The following is a 15,084-nucleotide window of genomic DNA, read 5'->3' as shown; positions in this document are numbered from 1 at the left end:
CCCCGTGGTCACCGCCCGCACGCAGATCGCGACGTCATTTCTGGACCGCACCGTCGACGACGAGCCATTGCGCCGGGCGCTGACGCCCGACTACCCGTTCCGCTGTAAGCGAGTGTTGTTGGGCGACGACTATTACCGGGCGCTGCAGCGGGACAACGTCGAATTGGTCACCGACCCCATCGCGCGGATCGGCGAGACGTCGGTGATCACCGGGTCCGGTCGCGAAATCGACTGCGACGTGATCGTGCTGGCGACCGGCTTCGAGACGTCTCGCTACCTGTCCGGCATCGAGGTCATCGGCGCCGGCGGGCGCCGGCTGCACGAGCACTGGGGTGACGACCCGTGTGCCTACCTAGGGGTGGCGGTCAGCGGATTCCCGAACTTCTTCATGCTCTACGGCCCTAACACCAACCAGGGCGGCAACTCCATCGTCTACATCCTCGAGGCCGGGGCCCGGTTGGTCGCCAGCGCGGTGAGCCGGCTGGCGCGCCACGGCGGATATCTCGACGTCCGTCCCGAGGCCGAAAAGCGGTTCAACGACCGGCTTTCCGCGGACCTGGCACGGACCATCTGGACGCAGTGCGACAGCTACTTCCGTTCACCCACCGGTCGCATCGTCACCCAGTGGCCCTATACCGAGCTGGAGTACGCTCGCCGGACCTGGCGGCTACGACGCCGAGAGTGGATGCACCGCAGGGCCGGGCCAGCGCGGAAAGTCGCACACCCCGCCGATGGTGAAACACGGTGTGCTCCGGCATCTTCAGGCTGAGCTGGCGGCGGCCGCCCGGGCTCGCTCGGTCATCGAGGCGATCACCCCGCCGTCGTTGAGGATGTCGGTGCCGGTGAGGTAGCCGGCCTTGTCGCTGGCGCAGAAGGCGAGCAGCTCCGCCATTTCCTCCGGCTTGCCCCACCGGGGGACCGCGGCGTCGGCCACCATCGCACCGGCACCCGCCGCCTCCTCGAGCCTGCCCATCTCGGTGTCGATCGACCCCGGGGAAACCGAGACGATGCGCAATCCGCGCGCGTTGAAGCGCTCCGCCTGTGACTGGCTGTACCACTTCACGAAGCTCTTGCTCAGGGCGTACGCGAGGCCGGGGCGCGCCTCCTCGGGGGCGATATCGCACGCCGCCATCATGGCGTCCATGAAGGCAAGAGTGTCGGGGCCGTCGTCGAGTGCCAGCGGGAACTGGTTTGTCGGAACGATTTCCGCGGGCAGCATGTGCGCCGCCATCGAGGCCACGTTGACGATCACCGCGCCCTCGCCGGCGAGCGCGAAGAACTCCTCGTCGACGTTGACGGTGCCGACCGCATTGGTCCGCATGACGTAGTCGGCGGGACCCATGCTCGGGCTCACCCCCGCGGTATGGATGACCGAGACGACCGTCCCGAGGTTCGTGGCGGTGCCGAGCAGGTCCGCAACAGCTCGCCGGTCGGTGACGTCACAGTTCACGAGCGTGGGAGTGATTCCGATGTCATGCAGGGTCGTGGCGGCGGTCGTCAGCCGGTCCTGCCGGACGTCGCAGAGCACGACGGTGTGGTCGCGGCCGACGATTTTCGCGGTGGCCAGTCCCATGCCCCCCGCGCCGCCGGTGATTACGGACACTCGATTCATACCTGGACCGTATACGGCGCGTGATCGTGGGGCGTTACGGGTCCGGTACCGGATGTAACGGGTGACCGCTATGGCGGACGGCCGTCCCCAAGAACGGTGCGCGGAGGGTGGCGGGCAGGTGGCGCCGGTAGCGGATCAGCGCGACGACGGCGACCGCCGTGTAGACACCGCAGAGCAGCAGCCGGCCGTGCGTCGAGGTGATCGCGAACTGGACGACGAACAATCCCAGCAGCGCCAGTGCCGCGCCCCGGTGGAAACGCAGCGCCAGGATCAGCGCCACGCCCATCATCGTTTGGGTCGCCGTGAGCAGCATCTCCTCCACCTGGCGGGAGTCGAGGTACAGCGAGTACTTGCCGCCACCGAGCAGGTGGGCGATCGGCAACGACCCGATCAGCAGGGTCCACTGGTTGACCTTGGAGGAGATCAGCGTGGCGATGGCCGCCGTGCCCTTGCCGCGGCTGGCGAAAATGGTCGCGATGATGAACTCCGGGGCCTCGGAGGCCAGCGGGGCCAGCCACTGAACCAGCAGGAACCGGTTGATGCCCAGTTCGGTACCCGCGGTCACCAGGTTGTCGGCAAACGGCTTGGCGCACAGCAGAATCACCGCCCCCGAGGCAACAAAGAGGCCGACCACGGCGATGCGCCTGCGGCCGTCGGGCAGTTCGCCCAACGCGGCGGCGGTGCCGATCAGGTCGGGCTCTTCGACTTCGCCGTGGCTGATCTTGTAGAGGTAGAACCCGAACCAGGCCAGCAACGCCAACCCGAGCCCGAAATGAATCTCACCGGTTGCCGGTACCGCGAACGCGATGACGCCGGCGATCAACAGGAATCCCAGTTCCACGCGGTTTGCTGGCTCCAGTGTCAAACCGGTGGGTTTCCCGGATCCGGACTTGCGCGCCACCAGGATGCTGACCAACACCACGACGGGCCAGCCCAGGCCCATCAGCAGCCGGTTCGACCCGGTCATGTTGGCCGCGGCGTACTGCGTGTATTCGGCGTTGTGCCCGGACACGTACGCGTAGTAGAGGTCGACCGCGTATTCGGGCAGGACCGCGATCAAGGCGAGGAGGGCCGTCGCCAGCCCGCCGGACACGTCGATCTGGGCGGCCTCGGCGGCCCAGGCGAGCAGGAAGCTGGCCGCCACCACCGCGGCCCCGAAGATCAGCAGGGCGGGCACCGCGCCGGTGTGCAGGCCGGCGATCCGGATGACGACGGCCGGGGCGACGAATGCGCCGGTGATCAACCCCGAACGGGTCAGGGTGCGACGCCGCCACTGCGCCGTCATCGGGACGTCGGCAGCGGGCCTGTCTATGGCGAGCATCGTCATCCTTCGCGGGAAGCGGCGATCGGGTGGTGGGTACTTCGGCTCGGTTGCCGTGGCGAACTGGTTACCCAAGCTACCCGTGACCTACACCGTCAGCAACGCGGAGGGTGGGCAAAGTCAACGATGCGCCCGAGTCTATATTTGCTGACCAGGAACCTACTCAAGCAAAAGTTAGGTTGCCCTGATTTTGGACTTTGGCAAACCTTGTTACTACCCACTACGACGCACAGCGAACGGGGCCGGTTCCCACGGATCGCTAATCGCCCGGGCCCATGGCCGCGACGGCGGCCTGGGTGAAAAGCTCGACGGCCTGATTGCGGCTCAGCGACGCCAGCAGCTGCGCGGCCGCGCGCATGGTGTCACCCACCATCAAGGTCGGACCGTTGCCCAGGTTCTCGAACGCCTCGGCGATGACGTCGGACACGGCCGCCGCGTCCGGCGGCGACTCGTCGGGCGAGCCGATCTGGCCGCGGCTGTACTCGAGCTGACGCAGGGCCGGTGTATCGGTCTTGCCCAGGATGAGGCCCAGCACATCGACCCCCTTGCCGTGCAGTTCGGCCCACAACGCCTCGGCGAAAACCATGTCGAAAGCCTTGGAGGCACCGTAGGCGACCATGTTGGGCCCACCGGCCAGCCCGGCACCGGAACCGAAGAGGACGATGCCGCCGCTGCCCCGCTCCACCATCGCGGGGGCGAAATGGTGGCACAGCTGCATGGGCACCATGCAGTTGCGTTGGACCATCGCCTCGGCGGCCTCGATCGAATTGGCAAGGAACGGTGTGAAGTTCGGATCGGCACCCGCGCAGTAGACGAGCATCCCGATCTCCAGGCCGCTGGTGGCCGCGGCGACCGCCGCTGCCGCACCCGGCTGCGCGAGATCGATGGCGACAGTGCGGGTTTGTGCCGACGTCTTGCTCTCGATCTCGGCCGCGACGCGGTCGAGCGCGCTTTGCCGGCGGGCAAGCAGAACGACGTTGACACCGCGCTCGGCCAGGCCTTCGGCGAACGCCGCGCCCACACCGTCGGATGCGCCGGCCACCAGCGCCCACGGTCCGTACTTGGTAGCGAACGTCATGTGTCTGCTCCCGCTCCCTTATTGGCCGAACGTAGCGACGCGCACCTGGGTGAACCGGCGTCGCGCAATGCGCCATCCATCGGAGGTCCGCACGATGTCGTCGTCGTAGAAACCCCACGCGTTTACGCCGGCTTGGTTGTCACCGAACATGATCACCGCGTCGACATAGGTTCGGGCGGAGGCTTCGTCGCCATCGACCGTGATGACCTGGTTGGATAACCGATGCAGGGTATGACCCGCCATCGCGTGCGTCTTGTCCATGAAGTCGGTCACTTCGTCGACACCCTGCCAGCGGCCGATCTCGCCGTAGTCGAGTTCACAGTCGTCGGTGAACACGGTGCGAAACAGCGGCCAGTCGCGCCGGTCGATCGCGGTGGCATAGCGCACCAGCAGCTCCGAAATGTCTTGGCGGTCATCTCTTTCGCTCACGAGCGGTCTCCATTCGGGCGGACGACGATGCGGGGTGGACCGTCGGACCTGCGGGCCAGCTCGAGGGCGCCGGGCACCTCGTCGAGGCCGATGATCGTGCCGACGCTCGGTAGCGGGTCCAGCCGCCCCGACGCGATCGCGTCGAGCGTGCCATACCAGTCCTGCGGGTGCGGGCCACCGCCGAACTGGATGGTCACCCCTTGCCGGGTGGCGGTGGTGATGTCGAGGGTGTCGCCGGTGTACCAGCCGCCCGCGCAATAGATTCGGGTGCCCATCTCGGCGGATTCGACCAGCTTCTGGATCAGCCCGGCCGCGCCGACGCATTCGAATACGACGGCGGGTCCGGGCAATCCGCGCTGCGCGCGCACCTCGTTGAACGCATCGAACGGGGACTTCTCCGACGGGTCGACCAGCACATGCGCCCCGAAGCGGTCGCGCGCCAGCTCGCGCCGGTCGGATTTGTAGTCCGCGACGATGATGGGTTCGATGCCGCGGCCGGCCAGGGCGGCGACGGCCGAAAGCCCGATCGCCCCCGCGCCGATGACGATGGCGACCTCCCCCGGTTGCATCCGCGCCGACCGCACGTAGAACTCGCCGACGGCGAACGCGTCGGTCAATGCGACGGCGTCGTTGGACACGTCACCGGGGACGGGCTTGGCCGCCACCTCCGAAACCACCAGCAGCTCAGCGAAACTGCCCTGGGCTTCGGGGTGTTGTCCGATGATGCGCATGCCGCCCGCCCCGCCGTCGACCAGCCGCACCGGCATGGCCGTCACCCGGGTACCGACGGCGAACTGGTCGGTGCAGCCGGGGCCGTGCCCGATGACCTCACCGACGAATTCGTGACCGAGCACGATGTCACGCTCGGTGTCGTAGAGCGAACGACCCGTCGGGTCGTCGATCGCAAGTTCCGGGTGGTCCATGAAGTGCACGTCGGACGCGCAGATCGCTGTGCTCAACGTGCGCAGTAACAACTCGCCCGGCCCGGGCCGGGGGTCCCGCGTCTCGCGGACCTGTAACCGACCGTCTCGTAACACCACAGCGCGCAATACGTTAACTTTCTCGAATAGTCGATATAGAATCTCGAATGTTCGCACAACTGTAAAAATCTTGCGGCGAAGGAGTCAAGCGATTCGCGGATCGACCTCGGCACCGACCGCCCGGGTGCTCGATGTTGTCGAGCTCCTGGCGCGGTCGGGAAACGCGCGGCTGCGGTTCTCCGACGTCGTGCGTGAACTGGATCTCACGCAGGCGACGGCGCACGCGATCCTGAAGACGTTGTGCGACCGCGGATGGGCCAGCCGCGACCCGGTCACGAAGACGTTCGCCCTGGGGCCCGCACTCGCGGTGGTGGCCGCCCGCACCGACACCGCCCGACCGCTCGCGCATGCGGCACGTTCGGCGGCCCTGCGCCTGTCCCGCGAGGTCGGCTACGCCTGTTCGGTGGTCGAGAAGTTCGGGGATTCCCTGGTGGTCACCGCCTTTGAGGGTGAACCCGCCACCCAGCCGTCGGGAATACCGGGTGATCGCATTCCCTACGCACCGCCGTTCGGCGTCGCGATGGCGGCCTGGGACACCGAGGAGGAACAATGCGCCTGGGTCCGCCGCGGTGCGGGTGGCAACGCCGATCGAACGGAGCGCCTCCAACAGGTGCTCGCACACACGCGAGAACGGGGGTTCGACGTCGACTGGACGACGCCCGCGCTGGCGCAGGCCGTCCAGGTGGTCGGCACCTTGGACAGCAGCGAGATGCCGACGCCGGTGCGCCACATCATGGACCAGCTGCTTGTCGAGTTCACCACCATCGGTTTCCTTTCCGACGACAATCCCGGCCGCCGCAAACAACCCGTGGTGACCATCGCCGCACCGGTTTTCGATGACCAGCGACGCGTTTCCCTGATGGTGGCCGTACACCCGCTGTGCCCGCTGAGCGCGCGGCAGGTCCGGGACATCGGCAAACACCTGACCGATGAGACGACGGCATTGAGCGAATCGCAAGCTCCACACGCGGGGTAGCCCCGCGCGGGAGGCGAAAAGCCGTGGCACATAAGGCCGCGCTTCTGACGCCGCTGTGCGCGTCCCCTTGCGCGGCCGGGCACCCGCGGTCGATGATCGGCCATGCCCAAAGAACGCCGCCTCAATCGGTGGGAGCTGGTCACCTGCGCGCTCGCGGGACACGTCACCTATGCGCCCGACGAGCAGGCACTCGCCGAACGGCTGAACGGCAACACCGGTCTGGGTGAGGTATGGCGCTGCCTGCGGTGCGGTGAATTCATCGTCGGCGCGCCCCACGGACGCGGCCGCGCCGAGGACGCGCCGATGATCATGCGCGGCAAGGCCTTACGCCAGGCCATCATCATTCGCACCCTCGCGGTGGAACGCTTGTTCCGGGCGGTGGTGATCGTGCTGGCGGCCTACGCGGTGTGGAAGTTCCGCGGTGCGCGGGGCGCCATTCAGGCCACCCTCGACCAAGACCTGCCGATCTTCCGCGCCGCCGGCTTCAAGGTCGACCAGATGACCATCGTGCACGAGCTGGAAAAGGCGCTGGCCGCCAAGCCGTCCACCCTGGCGCTGCTGACCCTGATGCTGGCCGGCTACGCGCTGCTGGAGGTCGTCGAGGGCGTCGGGCTGTGGTTGCTCAAGCGCTGGGGCGAATACTTCGCGGTGATCGCCACCTCGGTCTTCCTGCCGCTGGAGGTCTACGACCTGGCCAGGGGCATCACCATGACCCGGGTGGTGACGTTCACCATCAACGTCGCCGCGGTGATCTACCTGCTGATCTCCAAGCGGCTGTTCGGCCTGCGCGGCGGGCGTGCGGCCTACGACGAGGAACGACGCGGCGAGCAGCTACTCGACGTCGAGCGGGCCGCGACGAGGGCCTGACGCCGGCGTCAGGTTCGTTATGCCGGGGCCTGCCGGGGATGAATGAAAATGCCCTCGGCTTCCACGGTGACGCCGTGCTCGTCGGCCAGGTGACCGACGGCGAACGTCTTGACGCCCTCGACGCGCTCGACATGAGCCTGCGCGCGCAGCGGCCGTCCCAGCGCCGTGGGGCGCCGGTATCGCAGCGTGAGCGTGCCGGTGAAGGCGGGCCTGTCGGGCTGGTGCGCGGTCGCGCCGAGCACATGGTCGAGCACCAGCGCGCACACACCGCCGTGCACGGTGTCCGGCGGCCCTTCGTAGGCGGCGCCCAGGACGAACTCCGACCACACCAGCCCGTCGGGATCACGGTGGATGACCAGAGGCGGCGCGATCGGATTACGCACGCCGACCACGGCATTGCCCCACGCGATGGTCTGGCCATCCGGATTCCGGTGCACGCCGAACGGCCCGGGTTTCAGCGCCTCGCTCAATTCCGCTGTGGCACTGTCGATCTTGGACGTGGCAGCAGCCACCGCCGCGGGGCCGGCCTCGGTGCGGATGCTAGCGTCGACGAGCCGGCGGATCGATTCGGCCAGCGGCGCGTACACCGACTCGAGCTGGCCGAAATCGATGCAGGGCGTTTGGTCATGCATGTTCGCAACTTAGCAGTGTGTCCACCCAGCGGGCCGTGCCCGTCCGCGCCGCCAGGCCGGGCGGGCATACTTCCCCGGGAACGGAGGACTCGATGGGAACCTATGCGATCACCGGATCGGCGTCCGGGATGGGGCGCGAGACCGCGCAGCGCCTCCGGGACGGTGGGCACACGGTGATCGGTGTCGACATCAAGGACGCCGACATCGTCGCCGATTTGTCGACACCACACGGCCGTAACGAGGCCGCCGAGCGTGTCCTGGCGGCCTCGGGCAACAGGCTTGACGGTGCCGTGCTGGCGGCCGGTCTGGGGCCCAGCCCCGCCCCGAATCGTGTTCGCCAGATCGCCCAGGTCAATTATTTCGGGGTCGTTGAGCCGCTCCTCGCCTGGCGAGGCGCGCTGGCCGCCGCTGGCCGTGCCAAAGTCGTTGTCGTCGCTAGCAATTCGACGACGACGATGCCCGCGGTGCCCCACCGAGCCGTGAAGGCGCTACTCGCGCACGACGCCGGTAAGGCGTTGCGCTCGGTGCGGCTGTTCGGGCCGGCCGCGCCGGCCATGATGTACGGCGCCTCGAAAATCGCCGTCAGCCGTTGGGTGCGGCGACACGCCGTGCTGCCCGAATGGGCCGGGTCGGGCGTGCGCCTGAACGCCCTCGCACCCGGTGCGGTCATGACACCGCTTCTGCAGGAACAGCTGGCGGACCCTGGGCAGGCCAAGGCGGTTCGGTCGTTCCCGGTCCCGGTCGGCGGCTTCGGCGACCCCGGGCACATGGCCGAGTGGATGTGCTTTATGTTGTCGGATGCCGCCGATTTCCTTTGCGGCAGCGTCATATTCGTTGACGGCGGCACCGACGCCTATTTCCGGTCCGACGACTGGCCGAAGGCGGTGCCGGCGCGCCACGTGTTCGGGTACCTACGCCGGCTCAGGCGCTTTCGCTAAGTCCCGCTGTTGCGTGCCTTTCGTTGCACCGTGAATGTGTGTTATCCCACAGCGCGGATCTTCGTGACATTCACCTCGGCGCTGCGCTTCCGCAAAACAGCTGTGGTGCAATGGAATGAATCGGCGCACGGCCGAAAAGACAAAGGATCACACTGTGGCCACACTTCCGTCCTGGGTCAGCCAGGGCTCCGCCAACCTCGACATGGTCGCGCCGCTGCGGGCGCGTGCCTGCGAGGCGCTGTATGCGGTGCTCGGAAGCAAGCGGCGCCCGGCGGCCACCGGGCCGCGCATCATGTCCAGGGGCGTCGAACGCTGCTGACGCCCGGTCGGGCCTTCATCACCGCCACCGTCGACGGTGGCGAAACCGCCGAGTTCGCGCCTCGCCGCCGCACGCATCGCCCCCCGGCGTGTTTGGATAGCGATATGTCGGAACTTGAACGCGTTGTGAGCGCCACCCGCGTGATGTCGGCCAATGCCGCCCGGATCTTCGAACTGATCGCCGACCCGTCCCGCCAGCCGAGCTGGGACGGCAACGACAACCTGGCCTCGTCGGCTCCTGGCCAGCGTGTGCATCGTGTGGGAGACATCTTCAAGACGACGCTGACGAACGGTGCGGTGCGCGAGAACCACGTCACGGAATTCGTGGAAGGCAGCAAAATCGCCTGGCGCCCGGCCGAACCCGGCAAGCAGCCGCCCGGCCATCTGTGGCGCTGGGAGCTCAGCCCGGTCAATGCCGAGCTGACCACGGTGACGCATACGTACGACTGGACGGAGCTGACCGATGCCACGCGCCTCGAGCGCGCTCGTTCGACGACGGTGGACATGTTGCGCGAGTCGATGGATCGGCTCGCCGTGCTGGCGCAGAGCGCCGACTGACAAGCCGCCCGCGCGTCGTCCGGCGAAAATCAGCCCAACTTGGCGCGCACCCACTGGAAGGGCCCGAAGTTCTTGACCCGCACGCTGGCAAATCCGTTGTCTTCCAAGGTGTCAGCGATTTCGTCGTCGTCGAACGCATGCGCCCCGACATTCGGCAGCAACTGCCAATAGCGTGTCAGCCACCCGGCCGTCGGCACCATGACGGCCAGCCTGCCGCCGGGCCGCAGCACCCGCGCGATCTCGGTGAGCGCGGCTTTGGGGTCCGGAATCAATTGCAGCACGGCGGTCGACACCGCGGCATCGAAGATGTTGTCGCGCAGCGGAAGTCGCTGTGCATCGGCCTTGATGAAACCGACCTGCGGCCCGGCCTCATTACGAACCGCGCGGGCCAGCATCGGCTCGGAGATATCGACGCCGAGGGCCAGCCCGTCCGGACCGGCGGCACGCGCCAGCGACGCCGTGACGTTGCCCGGGCCCGAGCCGACGTCCAGCGCGACACCGCCCCGCGGGATGTTCAACCGCTCGAGCGGCAGTTGCCAGGCGCTGATCCACCGGCGAGAAAAGGCCTGCGCGTTGTCGTAGAGCATCGATCCGATCGGCGACGCCCACGCGGCCTGGATGGGGCCGCTGTTTTTCCCTACAGCAGCGTCCCCGGCCGAACCGGCACCGAGCAGGTCGAGGTAACCCCGGCTGACATCCGGGTTGGCCGGCGGGTCGATGAGCAGATCCAGCCCTCGCCGGAGCGCGGGAGACAGCGAGATGTGCACGTCGGTCATGCCTACTCCTTCGAGCAAATGCCGAGCTGGACGCCAGAAATCGAAAGACAAGCCGCGAAGCGGCTCCGGTAAATCCCCGCCCGAAGCCTACGCCGGGGCCCCCGACGTCTTCGACCGCTGCGAATTGTCCGCCGGGTTATCGGCGAGCGACGGCGTGCTCGCGGACCAGAGCGTACAGCCGCCAGTAACCGGGCACGCCCTTGAGCGCGGTCTCGCCGCGGTCGCCGAATCTGTGCCGCGAGCCGGTGACGATGTCGCGCAGCGTGGACGACACCAGTACCTCGCCGGGCCCGGCGAGTGCCGCCACTCGCGCGCCGATGTGGACGGCCATGCCCGCGACGTCCGCGCCACGCACCTCGACTTCGCCGGCGTGAATGCCGACCCGCACCTCGATGCCCAGCACGTGGACGGCGTCCACGATGGCGTCGGCGCAGGCGATCGCCGCGCTCGGGCTACTGAACGTCGCGACGAATCCGTCCCCGGCCGTGTTGACTTCGCGGCCGGAAAAGCGTTGCAGTTCGTGGCGCACGATCCTGTCGTGGTTGTCCAGCAGGTCGCGCCAGCGGTGATCACCCAGCGCCGCGGCGCGCTCGGTGGAGCCGACGATGTCAGTGAACATGATCGTGGTGAGCAGCCGCTCGGCGTCGGAGCCGCCACGCACCCCGGTGATGAACTCTTCGATCTCGTCGAGCATGGGCGCGGTGTCGCCGACCCAGTACAGGGCGTCCTCGCCGGGCAGTTCGACGAGGTGCGATCCGGCGATGCGCTCGGCGAGGTAGTGCGCGTGCTCGACGGGGCTGAAGGCAGGGTTGTCGCGATGCAGGATCAGCGTCGGCACCGCGACGCGCGGCAGGCGGTCGCGGACATCGCCCTCCCTGACCTTGTTGATGAACGCACGGGCCATGCTGGGTGACGCGGCCCGGTTGCCGGCCATGTCCCACCACGAGCGGAACGCGGCGTCATCCGCCACGGAGGGCGCGATGATGCCGAGCATGTCGAAACCCTGCTGGACGGCGTCCGGCTCCATCCCGATCGACGTGAATCGATCGGCGGCGTCGAGTTCGGCCCCGATGGGGTAGTCGGGCCCCCGCAGCGTTCGCGCCGCGCCGTTGGCGATGACAAGGCTGTTCACTCGGTCGGGGTGGTCAGCGGCGAGAACCACACCGGCGAGCGTGGTGAAACCCGGGGCGAAGACGGTGGCTCGCTCGCAACCGACCGCGTCCATGACCGCGAGCGCATCCTGTGCCCACGATTCCGGGCCGAGCATGTCCAGCGGAACCCGGGATGACAGGCCGATCCCGCGCTGATCGAAGCGGATCACCCGGCAGAACGACGCGAGCCGGCGATGAAAGCGGTACATCGAGGGCTCGAGGTCGACGCAGTCGATCGGGATAAGCGGGCCCGGCAGCATGAGCAGGTCCATCGGCCCATCGCCGAAGAGCTGATAGGCGATGTCGATCTCGCCGCAACTGGCGTACCGGGTCCGCGGAGCCGCAGAACTCCCAGCCACGGCTCAAGGCTAGTGCAGGGTGCCGACAATTCGAGGCCCGTCAACGGGCCTGCTGATGATCGGAACCAGATAGCGGGCGGCGTACTCGCGGACCGCCACCGGGTCCGAGGTGTCGAGTCGGTCGGTGGGAAAGACGATGATGCCGAGGGCGACGCGAAGCAGGATGTCGGCGATGTTGTCCAGGTCGGCGTCGGTCGCGTCGGCGCCGCAGCGTCGCAGGGTGTGGGCGATCCCGTCGGCGAACTGGCGGATCGGGAACACCTGCGACCGGGAAAACATGCCGAACAACTCGGGTTCGCTGTCGGCGATCCGCGAATACAGCGGTGAGTCCTGCACCAGGCGCACCCCGAGCGCGAACGCCTCGATCACCGCCTCTTGCGGATTACACCCGGCCGTGGCCTCACCCAGCGTGCTGAAGAAGAGTTCGGCCTCGCGCCGCACCACGTGCCCGAACAGGTTCTCCTTGGTCGGAAAGCGACGGTAGATGGTGCTGCGGCTGACCCCGGCGCGGGCGGCGACGTCGTCGATATTGGCACGACGCACGCCGTAGGTCTCGAACACGCCGCGCGCGGCGTCCAGGATGGTGCGATCGAGATCGGTGAGCGCCTCGGCACTGGCAGAGCCCGGTTCGGACTGCATGATTGGCGGCATCGTATCAACTCTCCAGCACGACTCTGGGCCGACTTTTCGGGGGCGGGAAAGCCGGCGCGGCCTGACCGGGCGATGTGCGATGCCGTCGCGCGGTTGCTAAGCTCTGGAACAAGGATACGAGTTTGTATCACTGGTTCACAACGCTTCGGCGGGGTCGGACGCACCGCGTGCGCCATGAGGAGGTGGGCATGACCGCCCAGAATGACCGGCTCGCCGGGGTGAGCGCGGGAGCGCGATTCGACAGCGGCGTTCGCGAAGCGGTGCCGATGCCGACTGACGGGGCAGACTGGTCGGCCGGGGACACCTCACCGCGGCTGGGGCCCGATTCGTTGATCTGGAAGTTCTACGGAGACAACCGGACCCAACTCTTCGGTTTCCAGCGCACCGCCGGGGTCGAGAATTGCATCGAGCAGCTCGCGCAGGGCGTGCTGGATCACTCCGTGGTCTTCAGCGACACGTTGGGCCGGGCCAAGCGGACCGCGCCTCCCCTGATGAACACCATCTATTCCGAGGACCCGCACGGATGGGGCCGCAAGGTGCGCGACTTCCACAAGACGATCAAGGGCACCATCAGCGACGGTTCGAGGTATCACGCGCTGAACCCGGAGCTGTTCTACTGGGCGCACGCCACCTTCGTCGACCAGGTCATCTACAACGCCGACACGTTCATCCGCCGGTTGTCACACGCCGAGAAGGAGCAGATCTTCAACGAGGGCAAGGTCTGGTACAGCCTCTACGGCGTCAGCGACCGCGGGCAGCCGCAGACCTACGACGACTTCGTGGCTTACTGGGACGAGATGCTCGACCGGTTCGTCCCGCACAAGACCGTGCTGTATGGCACCGGATACATCCGCAAAGGCATCCCGGGCCCGCGCTGGATGCCCAAGCCGATCTGGGACGTGGCCTCGGCGCCGCTGAACGCCTACACCCGCCTTATCGTCGTCGGAACGTTGCCGTCGCAGATGCGCGAGGTGTGCCAGCTGCAGTGGGATGCCAAGAAGGAGAGGCGGTTCCAGCGGATCGCTGCGGTCATCCGGGCGCTCAATCCGCTGATCAATCGGCTACCCGTCAAGGCGCTCTACACTCCCTGGGCGGCTCGGGCATGGGCCCGCGCGGGCGTCGACCCGCGTAGGTTGTACAACCGCGCCGCGGCGTAATCAGGTTCCCGGCGGCTCGTCCTGGGCGCAGCGTCGGCAGTGACACCACGCGGGCGGATAAGGCATGGTGGTTAGCCGGCTCCGCAATGGGGCATTCCGCAACGTCGGTCGAGTAGGCCGGTCGAGCGAGCCGACCGCAGACCCGAAGGAGAACCGCGATGCAGATGACGGGCAACACCGTTCTGGTCACCGGCGGTGGCAGCGGAATCGGCCGCGGTCTGGCCGAGTCTTTCCACCGGTTGGGCAACCAGGTGATCATCGCCGCCCGGCGCAGCGACCAGCTACAGGCTGTCGCGGAGGCCAACCCGGGCATGCAGACCCTGTCGCTCGATCAAGGCGATGCCGCCGACATCCGGCGATTCGCCACTCAGGTGACCGATCACTACCCGGACCTCAATGTGCTGGTCAACAACGCCGGCATTCAGCGGGTCGAGGACCTCACCAGCGGCAATGTCGGCCTGGCCGAGCAGTCCGTTGCCATCAACCTGCTGGGCCCCATGCGGTTGACCTCGGCCTTGCTGCCGGCGCTGCTGCGCAAGCCGCACGCCACGATCCTCAACGTCACGTCCGGTCTGGCGTTCATGCCCAGCGCGCTCACCCCGACCTACTGCGCCTCCAAGGCGGCGCTGCACTCCTACACCGAATCGCTGCGCTTCCAGCTGCGCGACACCTCGGTGCAGGTCATCGAGATCATTCCGCCGCATGTACGTACCGCGCTGCAGGGCGAGCGGGGATTCGACCCCCGGGCGATGCCACTCGAGGAGTACATCACCGAGACGATGACCCTGTTGCAGACGCAGCCACAGGCCAACGAGATCGTGGTGGAGCGCGTCAAGATGTTCCGGTTCGCCGAGCGCGACGGCACCTACGACGACATTTATCCCCGGTTCAACGAGACGATCACCGCGATGTTCGGCGGTTAGCCGATCGCGTCGAACATCGCGTGCACGGATGTGGAACCGCCCGTGAGACAAGGCAATAGGGGACGAGGGGTTCGTCAGCGATCAGCCGGCTTGACGTCGAGCAGCACCCCTCATTCCCCGAAACCGCCGTGCGGCGACGCGACCGACATCGCGCCGGTCCCGCCCGTGCCGAGGTGGCTGGAGGCGAAGGTGACGCCTTTGGCGATGATGGAGCCGTCGTCGGCGTAGGTGTCGTGGGCGGCGAAGTTCATGCCGTCGGAGCAGACGGGGTCTTCGGTGGCGCAGACTTTGAGGGTTT

Annotated in this window: 16 protein-coding genes and 2 pseudogenes; 8 read left to right on the top strand and 10 right to left on the bottom strand. The window is 67.5% G+C overall.

The window, feature by feature from the left end:
* Nucleotides 1-769: pseudogene (locus Q0W90_RS17590) on the top strand (NAD(P)/FAD-dependent oxidoreductase); the annotation flags it as partial.
* On the opposite strand, the gene Q0W90_RS17585 reads toward Q0W90_RS17590, so the two are convergent.
* The 5 genes from Q0W90_RS17585 to Q0W90_RS17565 all read right to left on the bottom strand — a co-directional run bounded on the left by Q0W90_RS17585 (nt 761) and on the right by Q0W90_RS17565 (nt 5,480).
* Entirely contained in the window at nt 761-1,612 is an 852-nt protein-coding gene (locus Q0W90_RS17585; protein ID WP_297699991.1) for an SDR family oxidoreductase, read from the bottom strand. The pseudogene Q0W90_RS17590 and the gene Q0W90_RS17585 overlap by 9 nt on opposite strands.
* A gap of 34 nt (nt 1,613-1,646) precedes the next feature.
* On the bottom strand, nt 1,647-2,939 hold the full coding sequence (locus Q0W90_RS17580; protein ID WP_297775465.1) for a sodium:proton exchanger: 1,293 nt from the start codon (nt 2,937-2,939) through the stop codon (nt 1,647-1,649).
* 253 nt (nt 2,940-3,192) lie between these two features.
* The gene (locus Q0W90_RS17575; protein ID WP_297599500.1) at nt 3,193-4,011 is read right to left on the bottom strand and encodes an SDR family NAD(P)-dependent oxidoreductase; all 819 of its coding nucleotides are present in this window, start codon (nt 4,009-4,011) and stop codon (nt 3,193-3,195) included.
* Between the two features lie 18 nt (nt 4,012-4,029).
* Complete coding sequence (locus Q0W90_RS17570) at nt 4,030-4,440, bottom strand: nuclear transport factor 2 family protein (protein WP_297599499.1); 411 nt, start codon at nt 4,438-4,440, stop codon at nt 4,030-4,032.
* Nucleotides 4,437-5,480 carry a zinc-binding dehydrogenase gene (locus Q0W90_RS17565; protein ID WP_297599498.1) on the bottom strand — a complete coding sequence of 348 codons (1,044 nt, stop codon included), beginning with the start codon at nt 5,478-5,480 and terminating at the stop codon, nt 4,437-4,439. Before Q0W90_RS17565 ends, Q0W90_RS17570 begins: the two co-directional genes overlap by 4 nt.
* Before the next feature lie 124 nt (nt 5,481-5,604).
* On the opposite strand from Q0W90_RS17565, the gene Q0W90_RS17560 reads away from it, so the two are divergent.
* Both Q0W90_RS17560 and Q0W90_RS17555 read left to right on the top strand, forming a co-directional pair.
* Entirely contained in the window at nt 5,605-6,456 is an 852-nt protein-coding gene (locus Q0W90_RS17560; RefSeq protein WP_297599502.1) for a helix-turn-helix domain-containing protein, read from the top strand.
* Between the two features lie 102 nt (nt 6,457-6,558).
* Entirely contained in the window at nt 6,559-7,323 is a 765-nt protein-coding gene (locus Q0W90_RS17555; RefSeq protein WP_297599497.1) for a DUF2127 domain-containing protein, read from the top strand.
* A gap of 17 nt (nt 7,324-7,340) precedes the next feature.
* Here the strand turns inward: Q0W90_RS17555 and Q0W90_RS17550 are convergent, their stop codons facing one another.
* Nucleotides 7,341-7,955 carry a PaaI family thioesterase gene (locus Q0W90_RS17550; RefSeq protein WP_297599496.1) on the bottom strand — a complete coding sequence of 205 codons (615 nt, stop codon included), beginning with the start codon at nt 7,953-7,955 and terminating at the stop codon, nt 7,341-7,343.
* A 92-nt stretch (nt 7,956-8,047) separates the two neighbouring features.
* Between Q0W90_RS17550 and Q0W90_RS17545 the strand changes: the two genes are divergently transcribed.
* The 3 genes from Q0W90_RS17545 (at nt 8,048) to Q0W90_RS17535 (ending at nt 9,769) form a co-directional block, all read left to right on the top strand.
* Entirely contained in the window at nt 8,048-8,893 is an 846-nt protein-coding gene (locus Q0W90_RS17545; protein WP_297699987.1) for an SDR family oxidoreductase, read from the top strand.
* A 154-nt stretch (nt 8,894-9,047) separates the two neighbouring features.
* Nucleotides 9,048-9,212 (top strand): hypothetical protein, encoded by a 165-nt coding sequence (locus Q0W90_RS17540; protein WP_297599494.1) that lies wholly within the window; start codon nt 9,048-9,050, stop codon nt 9,210-9,212.
* A gap of 104 nt (nt 9,213-9,316) precedes the next feature.
* Nucleotides 9,317-9,769 carry an SRPBCC family protein gene (locus Q0W90_RS17535; RefSeq protein ID WP_297775460.1) on the top strand — a complete coding sequence of 151 codons (453 nt, stop codon included), beginning with the start codon at nt 9,317-9,319 and terminating at the stop codon, nt 9,767-9,769.
* Between the two features lie 29 nt (nt 9,770-9,798).
* Here Q0W90_RS17535 and Q0W90_RS17530 read toward each other — a convergent pair whose 3' ends face one another.
* From Q0W90_RS17530 to Q0W90_RS17520, 3 genes are all read right to left on the bottom strand, one after another.
* A complete protein-coding gene (locus Q0W90_RS17530; protein WP_297599492.1) occupies nt 9,799-10,545 on the bottom strand; it encodes a methyltransferase domain-containing protein in 747 nt (248 codons plus the stop codon).
* A 136-nt stretch (nt 10,546-10,681) separates the two neighbouring features.
* A complete protein-coding gene (locus tag Q0W90_RS17525; RefSeq protein WP_297775459.1) occupies nt 10,682-12,055 on the bottom strand; it encodes an adenylate/guanylate cyclase domain-containing protein in 1,374 nt (457 codons plus the stop codon).
* A gap of 9 nt (nt 12,056-12,064) precedes the next feature.
* Entirely contained in the window at nt 12,065-12,694 is a 630-nt protein-coding gene (locus Q0W90_RS17520) for a TetR/AcrR family transcriptional regulator (protein WP_297599490.1), read from the bottom strand.
* Between the two features lie 200 nt (nt 12,695-12,894).
* On the opposite strand from Q0W90_RS17520, the gene Q0W90_RS17515 reads away from it, so the two are divergent.
* Nucleotides 12,895-13,863 (top strand): oxygenase MpaB family protein, encoded by a 969-nt coding sequence (locus Q0W90_RS17515; RefSeq protein ID WP_297699981.1) that lies wholly within the window; start codon nt 12,895-12,897, stop codon nt 13,861-13,863.
* 158 nt (nt 13,864-14,021) lie between these two features.
* Nucleotides 14,022-14,786 carry an SDR family NAD(P)-dependent oxidoreductase gene (locus Q0W90_RS17510; RefSeq protein ID WP_297599488.1) on the top strand — a complete coding sequence of 255 codons (765 nt, stop codon included), beginning with the start codon at nt 14,022-14,024 and terminating at the stop codon, nt 14,784-14,786.
* Nucleotides 14,787-14,896: 110 nt separating this feature from the next.
* Here Q0W90_RS17510 and Q0W90_RS17505 read toward each other — a convergent pair.
* Nucleotides 14,897-15,084 (bottom strand): annotated as a pseudogene (locus Q0W90_RS17505) (cutinase family protein); the annotation flags it as partial.

The sequence above is a fragment of the Mycobacterium sp. genome, assembly GCF_025933915.1.
GTDB lineage: Bacteria > Actinomycetota > Actinomycetes > Mycobacteriales > Mycobacteriaceae > Mycobacterium.
Note: the sequence above shows the minus strand (reverse complement) of the source record. Positions and strands in the feature narration are given on the sequence as shown.

Coding starts and splice junctions, on each gene's coding strand:
- Q0W90_RS17585 (WP_297699991.1), bottom strand. CDS start 1,612: ATGAATCGAGTGTCCGTAATCACCGGCGGCGCGGGGGGCATGGGACTG.
- Q0W90_RS17580 (WP_297775465.1), bottom strand. CDS start 2,939: ATGACGATGCTCGCCATAGACAGGCCCGCTGCCGACGTCCCGATGACG.
- Q0W90_RS17575 (WP_297599500.1), bottom strand. CDS start 4,011: ATGACGTTCGCTACCAAGTACGGACCGTGGGCGCTGGTGGCCGGCGCA.
- Q0W90_RS17555 (WP_297599497.1), top strand. CDS start 6,559: ATGCCCAAAGAACGCCGCCTCAATCGGTGGGAGCTGGTCACCTGCGCG.
- Q0W90_RS17550 (WP_297599496.1), bottom strand. CDS start 7,955: ATGCATGACCAAACGCCCTGCATCGATTTCGGCCAGCTCGAGTCGGTG.
- Q0W90_RS17545 (WP_297699987.1), top strand. CDS start 8,048: ATGGGAACCTATGCGATCACCGGATCGGCGTCCGGGATGGGGCGCGAG.
- Q0W90_RS17535 (WP_297775460.1), top strand. CDS start 9,317: ATGTCGGAACTTGAACGCGTTGTGAGCGCCACCCGCGTGATGTCGGCC.
- Q0W90_RS17530 (WP_297599492.1), bottom strand. CDS start 10,545: ATGACCGACGTGCACATCTCGCTGTCTCCCGCGCTCCGGCGAGGGCTG.
- Q0W90_RS17520 (WP_297599490.1), bottom strand. CDS start 12,694: ATGCAGTCCGAACCGGGCTCTGCCAGTGCCGAGGCGCTCACCGATCTC.
- Q0W90_RS17515 (WP_297699981.1), top strand. CDS start 12,895: ATGACCGCCCAGAATGACCGGCTCGCCGGGGTGAGCGCGGGAGCGCGA.
- Q0W90_RS17510 (WP_297599488.1), top strand. CDS start 14,022: ATGCAGATGACGGGCAACACCGTTCTGGTCACCGGCGGTGGCAGCGGA.